25 protein-coding genes and 1 riboswitch are annotated in these 23,473 nt (G+C 38.7%); of the genes, 7 read left to right on the plus strand and 18 right to left on the minus strand.

Features of this window, described 5'->3' with window-relative positions:
• Window positions 1-6: 6 nt before the first annotated feature.
• Window positions 7-129 (minus strand): GapA-binding peptide SR1P, encoded by a 123-nt coding sequence (locus tag MUG87_RS06605; protein ID WP_247086663.1) that lies wholly within the window; start codon window positions 127-129, stop codon window positions 7-9.
• A 267-nt stretch (window positions 130-396) separates the two neighbouring features.
• Here MUG87_RS06605 and MUG87_RS06610 point away from each other — a divergent pair, with 267 nt between their 5' ends.
• Window positions 397-777 carry a DUF1885 family protein gene (locus MUG87_RS06610; RefSeq protein WP_247086665.1) on the plus strand — a complete coding sequence of 127 codons (381 nt, stop codon included), beginning with the start codon at window positions 397-399 and terminating at the stop codon, window positions 775-777.
• 341 nt (window positions 778-1,118) lie between these two features.
• On the opposite strand, the gene lpdA is transcribed toward MUG87_RS06610, so the two are convergent.
• From lpdA to pdhA, 4 genes are all read right to left on the minus strand, one after another.
• Window positions 1,119-2,531, minus strand: coding sequence for a dihydrolipoyl dehydrogenase (gene lpdA / locus MUG87_RS06615; protein WP_247086667.1), 1,413 nt, complete (start codon window positions 2,529-2,531; stop codon window positions 1,119-1,121).
• 6 nt (window positions 2,532-2,537) lie between these two features.
• Window positions 2,538-3,833: a dihydrolipoamide acetyltransferase family protein gene (locus MUG87_RS06620; RefSeq protein ID WP_247086669.1), complete on the minus strand. Its 1,296-nt coding sequence runs from the start codon at window positions 3,831-3,833 to the stop codon at window positions 2,538-2,540.
• 105 nt (window positions 3,834-3,938) lie between these two features.
• Window positions 3,939-4,916 carry an alpha-ketoacid dehydrogenase subunit beta gene (locus tag MUG87_RS06625; RefSeq protein ID WP_247086671.1) on the minus strand — a complete coding sequence of 326 codons (978 nt, stop codon included), beginning with the start codon at window positions 4,914-4,916 and terminating at the stop codon, window positions 3,939-3,941.
• Window positions 4,917-4,919: 3 nt separating this feature from the next.
• Window positions 4,920-6,035, minus strand: coding sequence for a pyruvate dehydrogenase (acetyl-transferring) E1 component subunit alpha (gene pdhA, locus MUG87_RS06630; RefSeq protein WP_247086673.1), 1,116 nt, complete (start codon window positions 6,033-6,035; stop codon window positions 4,920-4,922).
• 569 nt (window positions 6,036-6,604) lie between these two features.
• Between pdhA and MUG87_RS06635 the strand changes: the two genes are divergently transcribed.
• Window positions 6,605-6,751 carry a YjcZ family sporulation protein gene (locus MUG87_RS06635; RefSeq protein WP_124564889.1) on the plus strand — a complete coding sequence of 49 codons (147 nt, stop codon included), beginning with the start codon at window positions 6,605-6,607 and terminating at the stop codon, window positions 6,749-6,751.
• A 155-nt stretch (window positions 6,752-6,906) separates the two neighbouring features.
• The gene (gene def, locus MUG87_RS06640) at window positions 6,907-7,461 is read left to right on the plus strand and encodes a peptide deformylase (protein ID WP_247086675.1); all 555 of its coding nucleotides are present in this window, start codon (window positions 6,907-6,909) and stop codon (window positions 7,459-7,461) included.
• A 194-nt stretch (window positions 7,462-7,655) separates the two neighbouring features.
• Here the strand turns inward: def and MUG87_RS06645 are convergent, their stop codons facing one another.
• Both MUG87_RS06645 and MUG87_RS06650 read right to left on the minus strand, forming a co-directional pair.
• Window positions 7,656-8,429: a Cof-type HAD-IIB family hydrolase gene (locus tag MUG87_RS06645; protein WP_247086677.1), complete on the minus strand. Its 774-nt coding sequence runs from the start codon at window positions 8,427-8,429 to the stop codon at window positions 7,656-7,658.
• Window positions 8,419-9,324 carry a DMT family transporter gene (locus MUG87_RS06650; protein WP_247086679.1) on the minus strand — a complete coding sequence of 302 codons (906 nt, stop codon included), beginning with the start codon at window positions 9,322-9,324 and terminating at the stop codon, window positions 8,419-8,421. The genes MUG87_RS06645 and MUG87_RS06650 overlap by 11 nt, the downstream gene beginning before the upstream one ends.
• 464 nt (window positions 9,325-9,788) lie before the next feature.
• On the opposite strand from MUG87_RS06650, the gene MUG87_RS06655 reads away from it, so the two are divergent.
• Both MUG87_RS06655 and rnjA read left to right on the plus strand, forming a co-directional pair.
• Window positions 9,789-10,001 carry a DNA-dependent RNA polymerase subunit epsilon gene (locus MUG87_RS06655; RefSeq protein ID WP_247086681.1) on the plus strand — a complete coding sequence of 71 codons (213 nt, stop codon included), beginning with the start codon at window positions 9,789-9,791 and terminating at the stop codon, window positions 9,999-10,001.
• Window positions 9,998-11,665, plus strand: a complete 1,668-nt coding sequence (gene rnjA, locus MUG87_RS06660; RefSeq protein WP_247086683.1) for a ribonuclease J1 — start codon at window positions 9,998-10,000, stop codon at window positions 11,663-11,665. Before MUG87_RS06655 ends, rnjA begins: the two co-directional genes overlap by 4 nt.
• A gap of 131 nt (window positions 11,666-11,796) precedes the next feature.
• Here rnjA and MUG87_RS06665 read toward each other — a convergent pair whose 3' ends face one another.
• The 8 genes from MUG87_RS06665 to chrA all read right to left on the minus strand — a co-directional run bounded on the left by MUG87_RS06665 (window position 11,797) and on the right by chrA (window position 18,500).
• Complete coding sequence (locus tag MUG87_RS06665) at window positions 11,797-12,465, minus strand: potassium channel family protein (protein WP_247086685.1); 669 nt, start codon at window positions 12,463-12,465, stop codon at window positions 11,797-11,799.
• Window positions 12,466-12,559: 94 nt separating this feature from the next.
• Window positions 12,560-13,684: an N-acetyldiaminopimelate deacetylase gene (locus tag MUG87_RS06670; RefSeq protein WP_247086687.1), complete on the minus strand. Its 1,125-nt coding sequence runs from the start codon at window positions 13,682-13,684 to the stop codon at window positions 12,560-12,562.
• 63 nt (window positions 13,685-13,747) lie between these two features.
• A complete protein-coding gene (dapD, locus tag MUG87_RS06675; RefSeq protein ID WP_247086692.1) occupies window positions 13,748-14,470 on the minus strand; it encodes a 2,3,4,5-tetrahydropyridine-2,6-dicarboxylate N-acetyltransferase in 723 nt (240 codons plus the stop codon).
• A gap of 72 nt (window positions 14,471-14,542) precedes the next feature.
• Entirely contained in the window at window positions 14,543-15,415 is an 873-nt protein-coding gene (locus tag MUG87_RS06680; RefSeq protein WP_247086694.1) for a transcriptional regulator CcpC, read from the minus strand.
• Between the two features lie 55 nt (window positions 15,416-15,470).
• Window positions 15,471-15,914, minus strand: a complete 444-nt coding sequence (gene cbpB, locus MUG87_RS06685) for a cyclic-di-AMP-binding protein CbpB (protein WP_247086696.1) — start codon at window positions 15,912-15,914, stop codon at window positions 15,471-15,473.
• Window positions 15,915-16,192: 278 nt separating this feature from the next.
• A complete protein-coding gene (locus MUG87_RS06690) occupies window positions 16,193-16,702 on the minus strand; it encodes a ribonuclease H-like YkuK family protein (RefSeq protein WP_247086698.1) in 510 nt (169 codons plus the stop codon).
• Window positions 16,703-16,978: 276 nt separating this feature from the next.
• Entirely contained in the window at window positions 16,979-17,215 is a 237-nt protein-coding gene (locus MUG87_RS06695; RefSeq protein ID WP_124564877.1) for a YkuJ family protein, read from the minus strand.
• Between the two features lie 139 nt (window positions 17,216-17,354).
• Window positions 17,355-18,500, minus strand: a complete 1,146-nt coding sequence (gene chrA, locus MUG87_RS06700; RefSeq protein ID WP_247086700.1) for a chromate efflux transporter — start codon at window positions 18,498-18,500, stop codon at window positions 17,355-17,357.
• Between the two features lie 103 nt (window positions 18,501-18,603).
• Between chrA and MUG87_RS06705 the strand changes: the two genes are divergently transcribed.
• Window positions 18,604-18,837 (plus strand): glutaredoxin domain-containing protein, encoded by a 234-nt coding sequence (locus MUG87_RS06705; protein ID WP_247086702.1) that lies wholly within the window; start codon window positions 18,604-18,606, stop codon window positions 18,835-18,837.
• 149 nt (window positions 18,838-18,986) lie between these two features.
• Here MUG87_RS06705 and MUG87_RS06710 read toward each other — a convergent pair whose 3' ends face one another.
• A complete protein-coding gene (locus MUG87_RS06710; RefSeq protein WP_247086704.1) occupies window positions 18,987-19,460 on the minus strand; it encodes a DUF3993 domain-containing protein in 474 nt (157 codons plus the stop codon).
• A 205-nt stretch (window positions 19,461-19,665) separates the two neighbouring features.
• Window positions 19,666-20,862: an EAL domain-containing protein gene (locus MUG87_RS06715; RefSeq protein ID WP_247087548.1), complete on the minus strand. Its 1,197-nt coding sequence runs from the start codon at window positions 20,860-20,862 to the stop codon at window positions 19,666-19,668.
• A gap of 466 nt (window positions 20,863-21,328) precedes the next feature.
• Window positions 21,329-21,430, plus strand: a riboswitch (purine riboswitch).
• A gap of 78 nt (window positions 21,431-21,508) precedes the next feature.
• Between MUG87_RS06715 and MUG87_RS06720 the strand changes: the two genes are divergently transcribed.
• Window positions 21,509-22,519, plus strand: a complete 1,011-nt coding sequence (locus MUG87_RS06720) for a BMP family lipoprotein (protein WP_247086706.1) — start codon at window positions 21,509-21,511, stop codon at window positions 22,517-22,519.
• A 37-nt stretch (window positions 22,520-22,556) separates the two neighbouring features.
• On the opposite strand, the gene fadH is transcribed toward MUG87_RS06720, so the two are convergent.
• A complete protein-coding gene (gene fadH / locus MUG87_RS06725) occupies window positions 22,557-23,321 on the minus strand; it encodes a 2,4-dienoyl-CoA reductase (RefSeq protein WP_247086709.1) in 765 nt (254 codons plus the stop codon).
• Window positions 23,322-23,473 lie beyond the last annotated feature (152 nt).

Below are 23,473 nucleotides of genomic sequence, written 5' to 3' on the forward strand. Positions count from 1 at the left end.
TTGTTTCTATTCACCTTTTTTTTCTGAGCTATTGCAACCAGAGCAGCACTTTCCGTACAATACTGTTACTTTTTCATCTTCAAAATGAGCAATCGTGTTTTCACAAATTTGGCATACAATTGTTCCCATGTTCCATTCCCCCTAGGTTCGAAGAGTTTTTGTAACCGCTTTTATTTTTCTTACTGTTATTTTAATATGTTATACTCTTTCGGTCAATACCATTTATTGTGACACAATAATAAATTTTATAGTTCATAATATGTTACATTTTAAAGCTTGTGCAAATAAATTTGTATTAATATACTTTCAAAATAAGATTTACTTATGTTTTATTTATTTTCTAAATTTTTTAAAAATGTTAAAATACAGATATTGACGTTACAAGGGGGAAGTTTTATGCAACATGCTTTTGTAAAACTGGTTCCAAATTCAGCTAAACAAACAGTTTCTATTCAGGATGTAAAGGATTTATTATACACTTATCAAAAGGTTACCTCACAAACGGGACAACAATTAAACTGGTCTTATGAACAATCTGCATTTCCATATGAAGTTGTGGAAACATCCGCATCTACGTTACATTTAACATCAAACCATGAACGCTATCGTTCTATTTTTATAGGGACGGAACAATCTGTTATCCAAGTTTCATTACCCAAAAACGCTACATTTGGTGATAAAGGAAAAGCAAATGAATTTTGCCGGTTCATCGCAAAAAAATGGTCTGGGGAATTACATCTGTTTAACGGAAGAATAATGTATTTTTATAAGCGCTAGAAAAAAATTTGAGCAGCACGACTCAGTAAAAATGAAAATACACAATTGCCAATTGAGATCCGAAATGCCCTACCCTTTTTTTGTAAAAGTGAACATGCCACAACATACGCAAAATAGAAAAAAATAACAAACAACATAATTTTAGATTGTAATCTATCTCTCGGCGACAGCATGATAACGATTGAATATCCAATCCAAATCACAAGATGGTACATCATAACTAGTCCGTTTTTTCGCATGAAACCGACTCCTTGTACATCCGCATTTGTTATTACTATATGAGCTTTTTTCATGTAGAGAACAAAAAAAAGAAGCGTCCAAAGACGCTTCTTTTTTGTTTTTTATTTTACAATATGGATTGGCATGCCAAGTGCTACCTCTGCAGCTTCCATTGTAATTTCACCTAATGTTGGATGAGCATGAATTGTTTGCGCAATATCTTCAGCTGTCATACCAGCTTCAATTGCCAAGCCAAGCTCAGAGATAATGTCAGAAGCGCCTGCACCCACTACTTGAGCACCTACGATTAAGCCATCTTCCTTACGAGTTACAAGTTGTACAAAACCATCAGTGCTGTTTAGAGATAATGCACGACCGTTTGCACCGAACGGGAATTTAGACACAACTACTTGCATGCCTTCTTCATCAGCTTGCTTCTTTGTATAACCGACAGACGCCAATTCTGGATCAGTGAAGCATACCGCAGGAATACCAATATAATCGATTTCTGCCGGATGTCCGCTAATTGCTTCTGCAGCAATTTTACCTTCATAAGAAGCTTTGTGTGCAAGTGGTGGTCCAGGAACGATATCACCGATTGCATAAATGTTAGATACACTTGTACGGCATTGTTTGTCAATTTCAATAACGCCGCGGTCAGTCATTTTTACGCCTACTTGCTCAAGACCAATCTCTTGTGTGTTTGGACGACGACCAACTGTAACAAGAACATAATCAGCATCAACAGACTTCATTTCACCGTTTACTTCAAAGCTTACAGTTACACCTGTTTCTGTCTCTTGTACAGATTTAGCAAACGCTTTTGTGTGGATTTCCACGTTGCCTTTTTTCTTTAAGCCCCGCTTAACGATAGAGCTCATGGATTTTTCGAAACCAGCTAAAATTTCTTCGCCAGCTTCCAAAATTATAATTTCTGTGCCGAAGTTTGCATAAGCAGTCCCAAGCTCCATACCGATGTAACCGCCGCCTACTACAACCAACTTTTTAGGGATTTCAGGTAAGCTTAATGCACCTGTAGAGTCAATAACGCGTTTAGAAAACTTGAAGCCAGGAATTTCAATTGGTGTAGAGCCTGTAGCGATAATTGCGTTTTTGAATGTGTATGTTTGTGCAGCAGACTCAGTCATTACTCGCAATGTGTTTGCATCTACAAAATACGCTTCCCCGCTAATGATTTCTACCTTGTTACCTTTTAAAAGTCCAGCTACGCCACCTGTTAACTTCTTAACAACGCTATCTTTCCAAGCTTGTACTTTAGAAAAGTCTACTGTTACATTTTCAGCCATGATACCCATGTCATCAGAATGCTTAGCATGCTCATAGCGGTGACCTGCAGAAATTAATGCTTTAGAAGGAATACATCCTACGTTCAAGCACACGCCTCCAAGGTTACCTTTTTCAATAATCGCTACTTTTTGACCAAGTTGCGCAGCACGAATTGCAGCTACGTATCCACCAGGGCCTGCACCAACAACGACTGTATCTAGTTCGATCGGGAAATCTCCTACTACCATGTCACATTACGCCTCCATTACAAGTAATTGTGGATCATTCAATAGACGCTTAATTTGGTTCAATGCTTTTTGTGCAGTTGCGCCGTCAATTAGACGGTGGTCAAAGCTTAAAGACAACGCCAATACAGGAGCTGCTACGATTTCACCGTTTTTCACAACAGGTTTTTCAGCAATACGGCCGATACCAAGAATTGCAACCTCAGGATGGTTGATAACTGGTGTGAACCATTGTCCGCCTGCAGAACCAATGTTTGTAATTGTGCAAGATGCACCTTTCATTTCATTTGGAGCTAAGCGGCCTTCACGCGCTTTTGTTGCAAGCTCGTTAATTTCAGAAGAGATAGCAAAAATGGATTTACGATCTGCATCTTTTACAACCGGTACAAGAAGACCTTTATCAGTGTCTGCTGCAATACCGATGTTAAAGTAGTGCTTGTGAACAACTTCTTGCGTAGCATCGTCTAAAGATGTGTTTAGCATTGGATATTCACGAAGTGCAGATGTTAATGCTTTTACAACATAAGGCAGGTATGTTAACTTGATGCCTTTTTCAGCTGCAACATCTTTGAACTTTTTGCGATGTGCAACAAGCTCCGTTACATCAACTTCGTCCATTAGCGTTACGTGCGGTGCTGTTTGTTTAGAATTTACCATTGCCTTGGCAATTGCTTTACGGATACCGCTCATTTTTTCACGAGTCTCAGGATACTCGCCAGCTGGAATTGGTTGTGCTTTTGGCGCTTCTGCAACTGGCGCTGCTTCTGCCACCGGTTGATCTGCTGCTTTTGGCGCTTCTACTGCAGCCACAGCTACTTGTCCACCATTTGCAAATGCATCAATATCAGATTTTACTACACGGCCGTTTTTACCGGAACCTTGTACAAGACGAATATCTACACCTTTTTCGCGAGCATATTTACGCACAGAAGGCATCGCAATTACGCGTACATTCTCTTCAGCTTCAGCCGCTGGAGCTGTTACAGCTTGAGGCGCCTCTTCTTTCACTTCTTCGGCTTTAGGTGCTTCCTCTTCATCATGTCCTTTAAACTTTAAGTTTTCATAGCCGGGAGCGTCTAATTTAATCAACACGTCTCCTACTACTGCAACTGTACCTTCACCAACAAGGATTTCTAATACCTTTCCTTTAACAGGAGAAGGAATTTCTACAACTGCTTTGTCATTTTGTACTTCTAAAAGTACATCGTCTTCGTTTACTTCGTCACCAGGTTTTACAAACCACTTGACAATTTCACCTTCGTGGATACCTTCACCAATATCTGGTAGTCTAAATTCAAATGCCACGGATTTCATCTCCCTGTACTGTTTGTCGTGTTTATCGTCGCTTGAAACGCACGATTTTATACAAGTAAAAGAAATCAGATGTTCTGATTTCTTTTACAGCCAAGATTAAAAGTTCATTACTTTTTGGATTGCTTCTACAACATCCTTATGATTTGGAAGCCATACGCTCTCAGCTTGAGAGAACGGGAAGATTGTATCAGCAGCTGTTACACGAACAACTGGTGCCTCTAAGCTAAGGATAGCGCGGTCATTGATCTCAGCTACAACATTTGCTGCAATACCAGCTTGTTTTTGTGCTTCTTGTACTACTACAACACGACCCGTTTTTTCAACAGAAGCCATAATTGTATCAATGTCTAAAGGCTGTACTGTACGAAGGTCAACCACTTCTACAGAAACACCTTCTTTTTCAAGTTCTTCAGCAGCTTTAAGTGCAGTATGAACCATTGCACCGTAAGCAATAACAGATACATCCGTACCTTCACGTTTTACATCAGCTTTACCAATTTCAATTGTATATTCGCCTTCAGGTACTTCTTGACGGAATGAACGATATAACTTCATATGCTCTAAGTAAATAACAGGGTCGTTGTCACGAATTGCAGAAATCAAAAGACCTTTTGCATCGTAAGGTGTTGAAGGAATAACAACTTTTAGACCCGGTTGTTGCGCAACAAGACCTTCTAAGCTGTCCGCATGTAGTTCTGGTGTATGAACACCGCCACCAAATGGTGAACGAACAGTAATTGGAGACGTATAACGACCACCGGAACGGTAACGCATACGCGCCATTTGACCGGAGATAGAATCCATCACTTCATATACGAAACCAAAGAATTGAATTTCAGGAACCGGACGATAGCCTTCTAAAGCAAGACCGATTGCAAGACCTCCGATACCGGACTCTGCAAGTGGTGTATCAAATACGCGCTCTTCACCGAATTCAGCTTGCAGTCCTTCCGTTGCACGGAATACGCCGCCGTTTACGCCCACGTCTTCCCCGAACACCAATACGTTAGGGTCGTTTTTCATTTCGACGCGTAACGCATCTGTGATTGCTTGAATCATTGTCATTTGCGCCATGGCTTACTTCGACTCCTTCTCTGTGTAAATTTCAAATTGCTCTTGTAGGTTATATGGCATTTTCTCGTACATGATTTTCATCAAATCAGTTACTTTTTGTTTAGGAGCTTGGTCAGCTTTAGCAATTGCTTCTTTAATATCTTCTTTTGCTTGCTCCATTACTTTTTCTTCATCTTCTTGAGACCAAATGCCTTTATTCTCTAAGAATTTACGGAAGCGTACGATTGGATCTTTCTTTTCCCATTCGTTTTCTAAATCTTTTGTGCGGTAACGAGTAGGGTCATCACCAGCCATTGTATGTGGGCCGTAACGGAATGTTAGTGTTTCAATTAACGTTGGACCTTCACCGTTTACAGCACGCTCACGAGCAAAACGTGTAGCCGCATATACAGCAAGTGGATCCATACCATCTACTTGAATACCAGGAATTCCTACAGCTACTGCTTTTTGTGCAATTGTTTTTGCAGCAGATTGCTTTTCAACAGGTGTTGAAATCGCAAAACGGTTGTTTTGAACGATAAAGATTGCAGGAGCTTTATAAGCTGCCGCAAAGTTCATACCTTCGTAGAAATCACCTTGAGATGCACCACCGTCACCTGTATACGTTACTGCAACAGACTTTTTACCACGGAATTTCATACCTAGTGCTACACCTGCAGTTTGGATGATTTGTGCACCGATGATAATTTGCGGAGAAATTGTGTTTACGCCCTCAGGGATTTGGTTACCCATGAAATGACCACGAGAGAATAAGAACGCTTGGTAAAGTGGCAGACCGTGCCAAATCATTTGCGGCACATCACGATATCCAGGCAATACGAAGTCTTCTTTTTCAAGTGCATAATGACTTGCTAATTGAGAAGCTTCTTGTCCTGCAGTTGGTGCGTAGAACCCTAAGCGACCTTGACGGTTTAAAGAAATAGAGCGTTGATCTAATACACGCGTATAAACCATACGGCTCATTAGTTCTCTAAGCTGCTCATCAGTTAAATCAGGCATTGCATCTTCATTTACTACTACGCCTTCTTCATTTAAAATTTGGATTGTTTGAAATGTGGATTCAATTGCTTTGAATTGCTCATCTACATTTATCAGGGCCTTTTTCGTTTCAGTACCCATTCCGTTCACCTCTTCCTGTTTTATGAACATACTATCGGCAGGAGCCGTGCTCCCTCCACAGTCTATATGCTGACTGTGTAAAGGTATTTGGAAATGCCACCATCTGTACTAATCTTTTTCAACAAATAATTAATACAATAATAATCACGTTTTTTAGTTTACAACTCTGCACGAAGCCTGTCAATCACTTTGATTTTGAATTTTTCTCGAAAAATAAAAGAGCTTACAATTTCCTTTAAACCCCTTTTATCAATACCTGTATTAATCAACAACAGCCTTCTGTTATATTATTCCCATTTCTCCTTATGTCTTATCATAGTATAATATGTAAACGTTTTAAATTCTGACGTTTTTACTCCCGTACATTCATTTACATAATTACACCTTTACTTACACGCAACTTAACCTAGACGAAGCTTTACTTCTTATCACTAGAAAAATCTCATTCAACTTATGATAAAAATTGTTTATTTTCTTAGTCACTGGGCATTTATCTACACACATTTTCCGTTTTTTCATACGTTATACTAACCGCAATATAAGCGGAAACGAAAAAGGAGGTAAATTTCATGCAAGGATACACATATTGTTACCCAACTTACACTGCGCCGGCTTACGGCTATGGTGGCTGCGGCTATGGTGCCGGACGCGGATTCGCTTTAATTGTTGTATTGTTCATTCTTTTGATCATCGTCGGTGCTGCTTGCATCCATTAATGTAAAAGAAAAAAACATGAAAAAGGAAGAGCTGCGGCTCTTTCTTTTTTTATCATTCTTGTTCATACCTCATTATAATTTGTAATGTCTACGTTTAGGCAATGACTTTATTCACTGACTTTGTTACACTACAGATACAGAAAGGAGAGATCCATATGCTTACTATGAAAGATGTAGTACGTGAAGGTGCCCCAGTGCTGAGACAAAGAGCTTCCGAAGTAACATTACCTCCCACCCAAGAGGATATACATACCCTTACAAGTATGTTAGAATTCGTAAAAAATAGCCAAAATCCAGAACTTGCCGCAAAATACGAGCTTCGTCCAGGCATCGGAATCGCAGCACCACAAATTGGTGTGAGTAAACGTTATATCGCTGTTCATGTAACAGACACGGATGGTACTTTGTATAGCTATGCTTTATTTAACCCTAAAATCATCAGTCATTCTGTAGACCGTATCTACTTAAGTGGTGGAGAGGGATGCTTATCTGTAGATCGAGCGGTACCTGGTTTTGTTCCTCGTTATGCGCGCATTACCGTTAAAGGTGTGGATTTGAACGGGCAAGAAGTGCAATTACGACTAAAAGGATTGCCAGCTATTGTATTCCAGCATGAAATCGACCATTTAAACGGTGTTATGTTTTACGATCACATTAATGAGGAAAATCCATTCGCACATCCAGAAAATGCAACTCCTTTAGAACGATAAAAAAGCAGGCATTGCCTGCTTTTTTATTTCTAATAGCTGTATTAAAATTCACTATTAATAACTGGAATTGACAGTAATAAGAAGAAGCGAGCCAAGGGAATTCCCCGCAGACACGATGCCAAAAACTTTCCTGACCGCTCACAGAAGACGAGCGCTGCAGTAAAAATCAAAAAAGAACTTTAAGTACGCATATTTTATAGCAGCCCTGCCCACTGCAAGCCGTGTAAAATACCGTCTTCCGCTACATCTTTAGTTACGTATTTGCCTACTTGTTTTAATTTCTCATGTCCATTTCCCATTACGATACCTGTTCCAACCTCACAAATCATTTCAATATCGTTTAAACCATCGCCAAATGCATAAACCTGATCATGTTTAAATCCAAGTCTCTCAATAAAACGCTCAATGCCTTTTGCTTTTGAACCGCCGTTTGGAATAATGTCCATAGAATAAGCATGCCAACGAATAAAGTGGAATTGAGGATACTCATGTATAAATTGCTGTTCTTCTCCAGCTTCGCAGAATAATAAAGTTTGATAAATCTCTTGATTTTGATAAAAATTGGGTTCGTATAGTGGGTAGTCAAAAAACAAACTTCCCATACTTTCGCTAACAAACGGATGATTTGAAACATTCGCCTTCATTTCTTTTTCATTCAAGTATACAAGCGGCATATTTATTTCATTGGCAAATTGCGTAAACTCATGCAACTTATCTCCAGGAAGCGGATTTTTATAAATAACTTCATCTTCAAATACAACATATTGTCCGTTAAAGCTAACATAATTATGAATATTTAATTCTTTGCGAATATCTTCAAACATAAATGGGGCTCTGCCTGTAGCAATTGCTACATGAACACCATTTTCCTGTAGCTGTTTAACTGCTTTCTTTGTAGACGCAGGAATACGTTTGTCATGGTCAAGAAGTGTTCCATCAATATCAAAAAATACAATTTTATTGTTCATATCCATAGTCCTTTCCTGTTGTTGACTGCTTCTTTTGAAACGTTGAGAGGTATATCCCTCCAAAGATAAGTGTTAAACCAATCAGCATGTGATATGTAATGTCTTCTCCCAATAGAAGACTTCCCCAGAGCAAAGCGGATAAGGGAACAATATAAGTAACAAAAGAAGCAAACTCTGCACTTCCTTCTTTTACCATATAATAAAATAACAAATACGCAAAACCAGACCCGAAGGTTCCCAGTCCCACTAATGAAACAAACGTCTGTGAGGAGGATACCATACGAAAGCCCTCATCACTTACTAATACCATACTAAAAAAGCTGATAACACAGGCGGATAGAAGTGTAGTTGCCGACATTACTAACACAGAAAGATGCTGTAAAAAACGTTTGGAGAGCTGTGTACCGACGGCATAACATAAAGTCGCGAGCAACACTAGCAATACCCCGTTCATATCACCGTTAACAAACTGTTTCACATCGAACCGCATTACTAGTAAAATCCCGAAGAAACCAAGAAGAATACCCATCCACTGTGCTCGTCTCACGTGTAGCTTAAAGCATACATACCCGACAATAACAGTTGAAATAGGTGTCATTGCGTTGATAATGGAAGCCATACCGCTAGAAACCTTTGTTTCACCAATTGCAATAAATCCAAAGGGCAATACATTATTCACAAACCCTACTAACACAATCATCCCAAACGGTAAGTCTTTCCAAGCAACCGCTTCTCGCTTTGCCGCTAACACACAAAGAAGTGTAATTGCACCAAATAAACAGCGCCAAAATACTACACCCCAAGGCCCTAAATCAGCTACCAATATTTTAATAAATAAAAATGAAGCACCCCAAATTACACTCAGCGTAAGCAATGCGCCATATAGCTTTCCCAAATCTGTCCCCTCTTTCCTTCACTTTATTAAATAAACATAGGCAATACTTGCAGCGTAGCAGGACATCTTTCTTGCTGGAATATGTTGCTTAGAATAGATTTTTATAAGTGCCGAATTTTTCCTCACAGGGTTAGCTCTTTGCTCCTATGTAAAAGGGATGGTGTTTTTCTATCTGCACCTATATATTATATACGAATTGTCAAGTTACTGTTTCATACATGATTTTTGAATTCTCTTCTCATACTATAAACAAAACCTATGTTTGAAAACCTGAAAGGAAGGTCAATAATGAAAAGAAAACTAAAAGAAAAACTAAAGTGCTACTGGAACGGTCTTATACGTAAGAGGAACCTTGCCTAATAGGCTTTTCTCTTCTTTCTATCGAAAAAACATGAAAATATAGTCCTTTTCCTTTATAATAGGTTAAAGGTAGCGCAAAAATAGAGACAAGGAGAGGTTTTACAATGATTTTCAAAGTATTTTATCAAGATTCTGCTATGGAGGCGCCTGTTCGTGAAAAAACAAAGGTGCTTTACGTAGAAGGAGAATCTGAACGTGACGTTCGTACAAAATTATCACCTTTTCATTATAATATCGAATTCATTCAAGAGCTTGCCGGTGCTCATCTTGAATACGAGAAACAAAGCGAAAACTTTAAAGTGATGCAATACGCATGAAATTCTTAAAATCAGATCAAACCGCTGTATTTGCCTTGGGCGGACTAGGCGAAATCGGTAAAAATACATATGCGGTTCAATATCAAGATGAAATTATTATTATCGATGCCGGCATTAAATTCCCGGAAGACGAGCTTTTGGGAATTGATTATGTAATACCTGATTACACTTACTTTGTAAGAAACGAAGAAAAAATTAAAGGTCTTTTCATCACGCACGGACATGAAGACCACATTGGTGGAATTCCATATTTACTTCGCCAAGTGAACATTCCGATTTATGGGGGCAAACTAGCGCTTGGTCTTATTAAAAATAAGCTCGAAGAACATGGCTTGCTTCGCAAAGCAAAACTGATTGAGATTAAGGAAGATGATATTATCTCCTTCCAACATACCGCTGTGACATTTTTCCGTACTACACACAGCATCCCTGACTCTTACGGTATTGTGGTAAAAACTCCACAAGGACAAGTTGTTCATACGGGAGACTTTAAATTTGATTTCACACCAGTTGGGGAGCCAGCTAACCTAACCAAAATGGCTGAGATTGGAAAAGAAGGCGTGCTATGTCTACTTTCAGATAGCACAAACAGCGAAGTTCCAAATTTTACAATGTCTGAAAGACGAGTAGGAGACAGCATTAATGATATGTTCCGCAAAGTAGATGGACGCATTATTTTTGCAACATTTGCTTCTAACATTCATCGTCTTCAGCAAGTTGTGGAAGCAGCAGTTGCCAACAACCGTAAGATAGCAGTATTTGGGCGCAGTATGGAAGCGGCGCTCGATATTGGTCAGCAGTTAGGATATATTCGTTGCCCAAAAGAAACATTTGTTGACGCTGGTCAAATCAATCGCCTTCCTGCTAACCAAGTTGTTATTTTATGCACAGGAAGTCAAGGCGAACCAATGGCTGCTCTTTCTCGCATAGCCAATGGTACACACCGTCAAATTCAAATTATTCCTGGTGATACAGTTGTGTTCTCCTCATCACCTATCCCAGGAAACACAATTAGTGTGAGCCGTACGATTAACCTATTGTACCGTGCTGGCGCAGAAGTTATTCACGGGCCTTTAGCAGATATTCACACAAGCGGTCACGGCGGTCAACAGGAACAAAAGTTAATGTTACGCCTAATTAAGCCAAAATACTTTATGCCTATTCACGGTGAATACCGCATGCAACGAATGCACGCACAGCTTGCTATCGATTGCGGCGTGCCTGAAGAGAACTGCTTTATTTTAGATAACGGGGACGTATTGGCGCTTCGCGATGATGAAGCCACAGTTGCCGGTAAAGTTCCATCTGGTTCTGTATATATTGACGGTAATGGTATAGGTGATATTGGAAATATCGTCTTGCGCGATCGACGCATCCTTTCTGAAGAAGGCCTCGTTATTGTTGTAGTAAGTATTGACATGAAGGAATTTAAAATTGCAGCTGGTCCCGACATCATTTCACGTGGTTTTGTATACATGCGAGAAAGTAGCGATTTGATTAATGATGCGCAAACATTAATTGCAGCACATCTAAATAGAGTCATGGAGCGTAAAACAACGCAATGGTCTGAAATTAAAAATGAAATTACAGACACCTTGGCACCGTTTTTATATGAAAAAACCAAGCGTAAGCCAATGATTTTACCAATTATCATGGAAGTGTAACAAGAAAAACACAGTACCCCGTGATTCTATGCGAGGATGCTTTCTAGCACAGGAGTTAACGAGAATTTCTGATAGTTTTTCAACCACTTATAACTAAAAATGCCCCGCCAATACGGCGGGGCATTTTTGTATTAAGGTGTTAAGAAATCCTCGAACCGATCCACATCATTGTCACTTCCTATGATAACCAATACATCTCCACTACGTAACGTTTCAGTTGCTCGCGGTGAAACAATAACTTGATTTTCTCGTTTAATCGCTACAATATTCAAACCAAACTTCGCACGAATATCTAAATTTTGTAAATTTTGACCATTTAATCTTTCATTTGCAATAATTTCAACAATGCTGTGCTCATCCGATAATTGCAAATAATCCAACACACTACTTGAGGCAATATTATTAGCAATACGCGCTCCCATATCACGTTCTGGGTGAACAATTTGATCAGCACCAATTTTACGAAGGACCTTTTCATGATAGTCATTTTGTGCTTTTACGGTTATATTTTCTACACCAAGCTCTTTTAAAATTAATGTTGTAAGAATGCTCGCCTGAATATTATCACCTATCGCTACCACAACATGATCAAAGTTACGGATACCTAGACTTTTTAAAACCATTTCATCAGTTGTATCTGCAATAACAGCATGAGAAGCTATGCTAGAGTATTCATTTACACGATCTTCATCCATATCAATTGCCATTACTTCCATACCCAATTGTACGAGTTCACGACAAATGCTACCACCAAAACGTCCAAGTCCAATAACAGCAAACTCTTTTTTCTTCACACCCACACAAAACTCCTCCAAATTATGAATTCCATTTTACTATTGACCATTTTAACACACTTTATATCATGTGAGTCAAATTCACCTATATACAATCCCTTTAACGCGTTCCTTTAAAAGAGATATATCTAGTCAGTAGCGAAATTGCTGCAGGAATAGCCGCTTCATTTGGTTGTAGCTTAGCATGATGCAATCCGTATTTCGACTCTACTCCTAGCCAGAACATAAACCCAGGTGTTTCTCGAAGCATATAGCCGAAATCTTCTCCTGTCATAGCTTCTTTGCATTCTATTACCTGTACATCTGTCTCTTTTCTTATAAAATCCATAAATTCCACAGTGAGTTCTTCGTGATTAAAAACTTGATAGTACATTGAGCCGTAATCAATAATTGCTTTGCATTGAAAGGAAGCCTGAATCCCCTGTACAACCGCTTCAATTCTTTCCTTTACTTTCTCCATAGACTCGGCCGAAAGTGTACGAATTGTGCCTTCAAGACGCGCTGTTTCCGCAATAATATTTTGTACAGTACCGCTGGTAATTTTCCCAACTGTAATAACAGCCGCATCCAAAGGATCCACGTTTCTGCTTATAATAGACTGTAATTGTGTCACCAAATAACTAGCAGCAACAACCATATCATTGGTTTGGTGTGGGTATGCCGCATGTCCGCCTTTTCCTTTCAAATCAATGAACAATTCAGATGTGTTTGCAAATAGCAATCCCTTTTTTGTAGCAATCGTTCCAACAGGATACTCAGGTGCAATATGCAATGCACAAATCAAATCAGGTTTCCAGCGTTTAAATTCTTCACTTTCGATCATTGGCTGCGCACCACCTGGGCCTTCCTCTGCCGGTTGAAAAATAAACACTACATCATCATCTACAGGATGATTTACAATTTCAGTTAACACACCAAGTGCAATGCTCATATGCAAATCATGTCCGCAAGCGTGCATCATTCCTTGATGTGAAGAAGCAAAAGAATATCCGGTCTCTTCCTCAATTGGCAGACCATCTATATCAGCGCGATACCCAATGGTTTTCATTGGGTTACGACCTAATACTTTTACAAGCACTCCCGTTCTCCACGTTTGTACCTCATAGCGTTCTTTAGGTAAAGAATGAATATAGTTCAATATATATTGTTGTGTTCTCGTTTCCTGGAAACCAAGCTCAGGAATTTGATGCAAGTCTCTTCGTATCTGAATGAATACATTCTCCATATATGCCACCACCGTTTACAAAAAAGCGCAAGCACTTCACGTACTTACGCTTTTTACATTTGTTTAGTTTTCCGGATTTAATTGACGAAGCTCTTGTTTAATTTCTGTTTTAGATTTTGTTTTCTCATCAATTTCTTTGATGACACGTGCCGGCACACCCGCTACCACTGTGTAAGGAGGAACATCCTCTGTAACAATCGCACCCGCTGCTACAACCGCACCTTTGCCAACTGTAACACCTTCTAAAACAACTGCATTAGCACCTACTACCACATCATCCTCTACGATTACAGGTTTAGCTGAAGGTGGTTCAATAACACCAGCAAGTACCGCCCCTGCACCGATGTGAGCATTTTTCCCTACTGTAGCACGACCGCCAAGTACAGCATTCATATCAATCATTGTACCTTCACCAATAGAAGCACCGATGTTAATAACTGCTCCCATCATGATAACAGCATTGTCACCAATTTCTACCTGGTCACGGATAATTGCACCCGGCTCGATACGCGCCTTAATGCCTTTTAAATCCAAAAGAGGGATGGCCGAATTACGACGATCATTTTCCACTACATAATCGACGATTTCGTTTTCATATCGCGCCAGCACTGCTTTAATTTCAGACCATTCTCCAAAAAGGACACCTGTCTTTTTAGAAACAAACGCCTGTAGACTTTCTGGAAATTCAATGTCTTTCAACTGACCTTTTATATACACCTTAACTGGTGTTTTCTTTTCACTCTTTTGAATAAATGTGATAATCTCATTTGCATCCATCATTTTCATAGCGGAATTCCTCCTAAACGTTTCATACTTGTTACTCTATCAAAGCATGGCAATAACAGCAAGTTGAAAGATTCACTTTTTTGAAACAAATTGCATAAGCAGCTCCACAAATGCCTCTACTTGCTTTAGTTCTAATGCCGTATCATTGACCAATAGCCACGTTTCTCGCGTAAGTCGTTTATTATCCACCGATAGAGGCATCTTATACACATGATCTGGCATTTCCTGCAAGACACTAGATGGTAAAATAGCGTATCCGATACCATGCAGCACCATTTGCTTACATGTTTCAATTTGATCCACTACAATGGTACGTTTTGGGGGATGTGAGAACAAGCCATACCACCATCCCTGTATTTGTGAATAATAAGTGGAATCGCTTTTGAATTGAATAAACGGTTTATTTGTCTCACGAAGCATTCTTGCGTTCGCAATCTCTGTATCAACTAAATACAATTCATCTGTGAGCAAATGCCATTTTCTACCTGGAAACTCTTGAGAGCCTCTTAATATCGCAAGGTGTACATCCCCTTCATAGAAGTACTTCTGCACCTCACTGCTCCATCCGGTAAATAAAGAGATCTGTACATACGGATATGCCTCTACAAACTTTTTCAATACCCGCGGTAGCCAATATTGACCAATAATAGATGCAACAGCAATTTTTAATGTCCCGTGCGTTTTTTCTTGCAAAGAAGACAACTCGTTTTTTATATTCTCCTCTTGCATAAGCATGTCCTTTGCGTAGGTAGCTACCTTTTCCCCAGCCGGTGTAATTGTTAACCCTTTTTGCGAACGAATAAAAAATTTCATATTCCACTGTTTTTCCATGGACTGCAACCTTTGACTTAACGCAGGCTGTGATACAAACAACCGCTCAGCAGCTTTTCTCATATTTAGCTCTTCAGCTAGTATAACCATCATCCGAAAATCATCTAATTGCAAATCTACAGCTCCTTTCCATGAAAACGAGCAGCTCCTTATAGAAGCTGCACGCCTGTCACTTACTCTGTTTACGCACTTGTTTATTCAAAAGTTTTAAGATGGTCCGCCTGGTTAAAATCCCTTCAAAATAACCCTCTTCATTTTCCACACATACAAACGGATGATTAATAACTGCTTGCAGTGCCTCTGTAAATGTATCATCCAGCTGCAACTTCACAATTTCGCTGTTCATAACATCTTCTACTTTCATATGTTCTAATCTCTCAAATTCAATGCGCTCAAGCCCCATAATACCGTCGAGCATCATCGCTGTACTAATTAAGCCTTTTAACTTATAGGTGGGGTCTAATACAGGAATTGCGGAATACCCGGATTTCACCAGTAGGAGAAGCGCATGTTCTAAGCTATTCCCAATCTGTACATGTGCCACTTTCTCTGAGGAAATCAGTAAATCCTTGACAAATATGTTTTTAAATCCTTCAGCAGGAAGACTATTCATTGCTGTGTTCCCCCATCTTTTAATTTCTTTTCGTTTAAATTCTACATTGTATATTCTTATTCATATAAGTACCAATAGCTTTGCTACAAGAAAACAAAAGTACAAGAACGCCACGTTCTATCCGTATACTCAGCACGTAGATTTCTGAGGCCTTGCCCCTGGGTGCACCTCGATCATTCTTCCCTTTCATCTAAAAAGAACATTATATAATTCCATCTTTTATTGTACCATAACAAGAGAAAAAATGACCACCGATATTGGTAGTCCTACAGTTTGCTTTATTTTGTATATCGATTTGCATAACTGAATGCGGCGTAAGCATCTGGTTTAATTTTTGCAACCAATCCCATCGCCTTCACACGATTTGTCATGTCTAAAATGAACTCTTTTGTTAACCCATAGTTCCCGATATCCAAATGAATCTCCATGGAAAATTTCGCTTCTTTATAGGGGTGTAACAGTTCCATTAATAGTCCCAAATGCTCTGAGGTAAATAGATAGGCTATCTCTTGACTAAAATAAGTTTCTAAATGAATTTTCTCTCGTAGACTTTCCATTTTTCTATGTACCGTTTGATTACGTAAGCATCCCCATGCCCCCTTTCCTATTCGATGGAGATGAATTGCAGTGATGAATCTTGTACTGTCATGATGGGTTTGTGAGTCTGTGCCAATTGATAAACGATAAACATGAAGAGGGTCTTCACGCATGAATTCATATATACGTAAAAATACCGTATCAAAATCCATACTTTGTTCTGATAAATTATAAAAACGATATCCTTGCATATATGTCACGTCCTTTTTAGAGGCAGACTTTTTTCCAATATATGCAGGCATGCTTACCATTATACGAAAAAAAACTATAATCCTGCATACTTTTAGTGAATATATATTCTAATAGAAAAAAACTCCCTATGTCTTTTCGTATATATTCTGTTAAAGTCCATGTTAATGTTCGCTGCAGGAATTCACCTAGTCAGAGGCCCCCTCGACTCTAATTAACAACAAGCTTTCACATAGCCTTCATAAAAAAAGCAGTGTCCAAATTGGACACTGCTTTTTTTATGAAATCATATCGTAAATTTCAATAGCAACCATATCAATGTTATCAAATTGATATGTTTGTGGCTTCTCACCTGGTTGATACACTTCTAGTTCATATGTATCACTTTTATCAAAATATTTCACGCTGCACTTACGTTCGCCGTTAACCTCAAAATAACGCTGCGCCACTTCACCGTTTGCAGCTTGTTCTTTTAAACTGATTAAGCGAGTTAAAATTCCTTGGAGTAGAGACATAACCATCTCTCCTTTCTATATTCTTCCTGTAACTAGCTTTTACATTAGCATTGATTCTATCCGTATGTAACAGAAAAATTGCCTCAATGTCTAGAATAACGGTTTGCCCAAGGAAACTCAATAAATTTGTCGAAAAAAATTATAAAATAAACAACCCTATTAACAAAGCTAATAATATAATCTTCCACGGTGCTACCTTCCAGACCTGAAATAACATAAAGTAAAACAGTACCAAAACGATATCTACATCGCTTTTTATTGTATCCGTAAAAATAGGATCGTATAATGCTGCAAGTAATATTCCTACCACACCTGCATTTACACCAAGCAATGCTATGCGAACGGCATGTTTACGTTGCAAAATATTCCAAAATGACAACCCGCCGATTATAAGTAAAAAAGCAGGTAAAAATATCCCAGTGGTAGCAATAACCGCCCCTCCAATTCCATACATCACGGTCCCAACATAGCTTGCAAATGTAAATAAAGGTCCCGGCATAGCCTGCGTAAGTGCATAGCCTGCTAAAAAAACATCTTTGTTTATGGCTACTTCTTGCTCAAGCAGCGGCAAGACAACATGGCCACCTCCAAATACCAATGAACCTGTTCGATACATCCCATCAAACAAATGTAATAATTCTGATGAAGTACTTGCATTAAGAATAGGTAAAATTAATAATAATATGAAAAATAAGCCGAACGCGATGATTCCTGTTCTTTTAGAAAGAGAAAATGTAACCGCCACGAAATCATTGTGCTCCTTTTGATAGGCAAAATAACCAATCATACCGCTGATTATCAACGCAATTATTTGTATGAACGGCTGCTCCAACACAAGAACGAATGCAGCAACTGCTAATACAATAGATTGTCGTAATCGATCAGGCGCTAGCTTTTTGCTCATGTCAAAGACAGCCTGTGCCACGACCGCAACTGCTACTAATTTTAAACTTTGAATCCAAGATGCTTGTTCAAATCCGTGCCGATTTATTAGAAAAGCAAACACTGTTAACAAGAAAACAGAAGGAAGTGTAAATCCAAGCCACGCAAAAAAGCCGCCCCCTATTCCTGCTCGTAACGTACCAATGGCAATTCCCACCTGACTGCTGGCCGGCCCTGGTAAAAAATTTGCCAAAGCCACTAAACTTGCATATGTCTGCTCATCTAACCATTTTCGCTTTACAACATACTCTTGACGAAAGTAACCAATATGAGCTGCCGGCCCTCCAAACGATGTACAACCTAGTCGAAAAGCAATTAAGAACACATACCAGTAATTCCTCACTTTTTCACCTCTTTTTTACTATGGTGAAAACTACCTTCATCCTTGTCGTTCTTCCCCAAACTATTTTATAATTAGAAGCAAACTTATACAAATAGGAGATACTATGAAAGAGATTGAATTATATACACAGCCAGAATGTCCCCCTTGTGAGATTGTAAAGTTATTTTTTCAGCACCATCAATTAACTTATACAGAATATAATATTAAAGTAGACACTGATGCTGCAAGACGCCTTACAGAACAGTATCAAGCTTATTCTACACCCACCGTTATTATTAACGGAGAAGCTGTTATTGGATTTAATATAGAGCGTCTAGAACAGCTACTACAATTATAATTAAAAAGCATTGGAAGCTTACACAGAAGCATCATTTGTCTCTCATACAATTGTTTGTTAATTCTAGAGTTCCTGACTTTATAAACAAGGAAACTGCAGCATACAAATCCTCACACAAAAAGCCGCTTGCGTTATACAAGCGGCTCGTCTTATTTGACAATTTCCTTAGGTAGAGTTTCGTATGCATTATATCCCCCTATTTTCCACTTCCCCTGTTCTTTTACCAGCGTTACAACTTCATATACTTTCTTCTTTTCTATTTTTTCATAAACATATACCAGGTTGTGCTCATCATCATATGTAACCTTTGTAGTACTCCCAAAAGAGAAAGGGGCTTTTTCCTCCAGTAAGTATCCACCACTTGCCTTTGTATCACCACTATTTTCGTCAGTGAACACTTGCAAGAAATTATTTGTGAAATATGGTGTTAATATATCGTACATTTTTTCTGGTGCCCACTGTTTACCACGAATTTTGTACTGTGCTGCATAACCAGCTTCAATTGTTTCGTAAATTTCTTGTTTATCAATTTGCTCATTCTTTCCGATTGCCGATGCTACACTTTGTCCAATAATAAACGCTAATAGTAAACAAAAACCAACCCAAGCACCATATTTCCTCATTCTTCAACCTCCTTAGCTTGTCCTTTACAACGCACAATCTTTTATATATCTATATTGTAGCAATATCTTCTAATAGATTGCGTTGTTTTCATTCGCAAAATCACTACAGCAATAGACAGCATTTATTGTTGATATATATCAATATTTCCAAGTTATTGGAGGGTAGACTAAAAAATTTAAAAAGGTGCGAACCATAGTTCACACCTTATCTCATAATATCTTGTTCAAATAGAAATTCATATGTAAGATCGACAAACAGATAACGATTATCTTCAATTGGAAAACTGAAGGTACGAATAGTTTCTCCTGTTTCAATATCTGCATAAGCATCTGATAATCTTCCCTTTTTATCTGTTCGTAATTTCATGATATTTTCTAAAAAATATGGTCGCCAGCTCCAATTTTTTTGGTGATATTCTGGGTATATACTCCATTTTCCAGATTTTCTTATGACGTTACCACACTGCTGAAACCCATCTTCATCGCAAATGTAAAGGCGAAAACCGTAATTTCCAATTTCGTTAGCACAATAAAGCAGCCATTTATTTAAATCTTTCCCTTGAGGATACTTAAGTAATATCTGCTCCATATAGGCTTGCAAGTAATTCGTCACATCATATATACGCTGTAGGTGACGTTTCTCATGTAAAATGAAATCGTGACATTCTCTTCGTAATCTGTCTTTTAGTACATCAACAGATAAAAAATGAGAAAGAGATTCCTTTAAATAATTGCCTTGATAATAGCGTCCACCGTTCCGCCACGCATATTGCAGTTGATAAAACGCATCAATATCTTCATATAAAAGAGTGGCACCAATGCGCCTTGCAAGTAGCGATAAAGAGTATAAGATGTCTTGATGTGCTTGAAATTGTGAATTTTGCCCAAGTTGCTTAAGACTAATTTTTAAAATATCGGGATTCAATAAGCTAATTCGCTCTAAGTTGCTTCTCCCAGCACCCACCTTGTTAAGAGCAAGCTTAATACCATATGTACGATAATAGAGTAACAAATGATTTAATTGATCAAGATCACCTTTAAAATCATGCTCAGTAATTTCTAATACGATATTGCTCAGCTTTAAACCTTGTTCTTCATAATGTAACAAGCTGGACAAGAACTGGTTATCAGCATCATGTAATAGCAACGTGGCATCTCGATGTAAAAACAGCAAATATTCTTCATTTGTGCTTGTTGCCATATCCAACGCTTTCGCCGTGATAATTTCATCCACTTCTCTTTTATACTCATCAGGAACAGAATCATCTCCAAAAAACGAACTCAAGCTCTCAATGTTCTGCTGCGTTTCAACCCTTCCTATCACTTCATAACCAATAACAGTATGTCCGTCCGCACTAAAAATCGCTTGAAAGTGCGGCAAGACGCTATCTAAGTTCGTCATAATGTCTAACGCATCCACGCAAGCACCTCCTCGTTTTCAACGATTATATCATGAGAATAAAAAGAGCAACACATATAAATAGATGCGGATAACAAACAACCACTCTTTTTTAAACAGGAGAGAATGGTAGGAGCTGAAGGGCTATCTTCCCTATCTAAGAAAAGCTCACTTCAGGTAAGATCACATATAATATAGCACACGTCTTGCGCTCTTGTTTGACTGCTACACTTAAAAAAATACTTATATTAAAAAAATCCCTACACCACGTGTAGAGAAAGAGGGGTAAAATGCTAAGGGGAATTAGCATTTTCTACTATGAAGAAAAAAGAGATTCTTAATGTAACGTATTTTTCCACTCTTGTAAACGTACAGGTGTAAACAGTCACAAATTTGTCAAAAATACAAAAGGGTTTGTCGTCAGACATCATACTTTTTATTGACCGGAATTAAAATCACTGATACGATAAGACCAATTTCATATGATCCTCATATAAATTTGGTAATATGGTCCAAAAGTTTCTACCCGACTACCGTAAACAGTCGGACTATGAGGGAACGAGATTGTTTTTGTCATTTCTCCTTCTCTCAAGAAACCGGAGCAATGACTTTTTTTATGGGGTTCCAATTACGTAAAGGAGAGAACAACATGAAAAAACTAATATTCGTTTTATCTTCAGCACTCCTCTCTGCAGGAATCTTGTCAGCATGCAACAGTACAGATTCAGCCGATACTTCCTTTAAAGTGGGCATGGTTACTGATTTAAACGGCATTGATGATAAAGCATTCAATCAGTCTGCTTGGGAAGGTTTGTCTAAATTTGGTAAAGAAGCGAATTTAATGAAAGATAATGGGTACCGGTATATTCAATCTTCTTCTGATAGCGATTATGTTCCAAACTTAACAAAGTTTGCAGATGCAAATTATCCACTTATTTTCGGAATTGGTTCTTTTTTAGATAAAGCCATTAACAGTGCAGCACAGCAGTATCCTAATCAACATTTTGTTATCGTCGACAATGTTGTCAATCAAAAAAATGTTACAAGCGTTACCTTTAAGGAAGAAGAAGGTTCATTCCTTGCAGGTGTAGCAGCCGCTCTTAGTACAAAAACAAATAAAGTAGGTTTTATTGGTGGCATGGACATTGATTTAATTCAAAAATTTGAATACGGGTTTAAAGCTGGCGTAAAAGCGGTTAATCCCAATATTGAAATTATAACAGGCTATGCGGGTTCTTTTAAAAACCCTGAAAAAGGAGCACAATTAGCATCTAGTATGTACGGACAAAATGTTGATATTATCTATACAGCAGCCGGCGGCACAGGCAGCGGCGTATTTACAGAAGCGAAAAACGCTAAAAAGAAAGGAAAATTCGTTTGGGTAATTGGCGTAGATCGTGACCAATATGAAGAAGGTATGCCAGAAAACGTTACCTTAACGTCTATGATAAAAAAAGTGGATGTCGCAGTGTACGATGTAGCTAAGCAAGCCAAAGAAGGAACGTACAGCGATGGGCAAAACCTTGTATATGGCTTAAAAGAAGGTGGCATTCAGTTGTCCGAACGCACTGATAATCTAACGCAAGAGGTACTCATGCAAATTGAAGCTTATAAACAAAAGATTATAAATGGTGAAATTGTTGTACCAAAAACAAAATAAGAAAAGGGCGACCTAAAGGTCACCCTTTTCTTATTAATTAGAATGGGTACTGGTGAAGGTGCTGTCCACCATCCATTGTCATGCACGCCCCATTTATGTAAGCGGATTCATCACTGAGTAAATAATAAGCTAAACCTGCAATTTCTTCTGGCGTTCCTAAACGGCCGAGTGGTACGCTCGTCAACGTACGCTTTGCAGCTTCTTCCGAGATCCATAACCTCTCTGCGCCTCCTGTACGTTCAATTGGTCCCGGTGCAATCGCATTAGCACGTATTCCATATTTGCGTCCCCATTCTACCGCCAGCGTACGTGTCATTGCCAATACACCAGCTTTAGCAGAAGCAGAGTGAATGACGCCTGGCCCCGCATCCCAAGCATACGTCGCAATCATATTGATAATATTTCCTTTAATACCATGTTCAATCCAGTACCTTCCGACTGCACGACTGCAGTAAAACGTCCCATTTAACACGATATTGATTACAGAATTCCACCCGTTCACAGACAAGTCCTCTGCTGCACAAACAAAATTTCCGGCAGCGTTATTTACCAAGTAATCAATGCGCCCAAAGGCTTTATGCGTTTCTGTAACCATATGATCCACATGCTCTGGCTGACGAACATCCATCTGTACAGTCAATACTTGGTTTTCAAATTGTTCTATTTCTTGCTTAGCTTCTGTTAGCTTTTCAAGTGTACGACCGGTAATGACAACAAATGCCCCTTCCTTTGCTAAACGAGCGGCGATTGCTTTTCCCATTCCGTTTGACCCACCTGTAACAATTGCTACTTTTCCTTTCATCTCCTATACCTCCTTAACTGAATGCATATTCATTTTATCATTTCTTATAGCTAAATAGTTGATTTTGTTTAAAATTTCTAAAAATTAAACTTGTTAAAATTCTTTGTTTAAAGGATGGCGCAATCAAAAGGTTAGCGAAATAGCGTACCATG

The organism is Ectobacillus sp. JY-23 (assembly GCF_023022965.1).
GTDB lineage: Bacteria > Bacillota > Bacilli > Bacillales > Bacillaceae_G > Ectobacillus.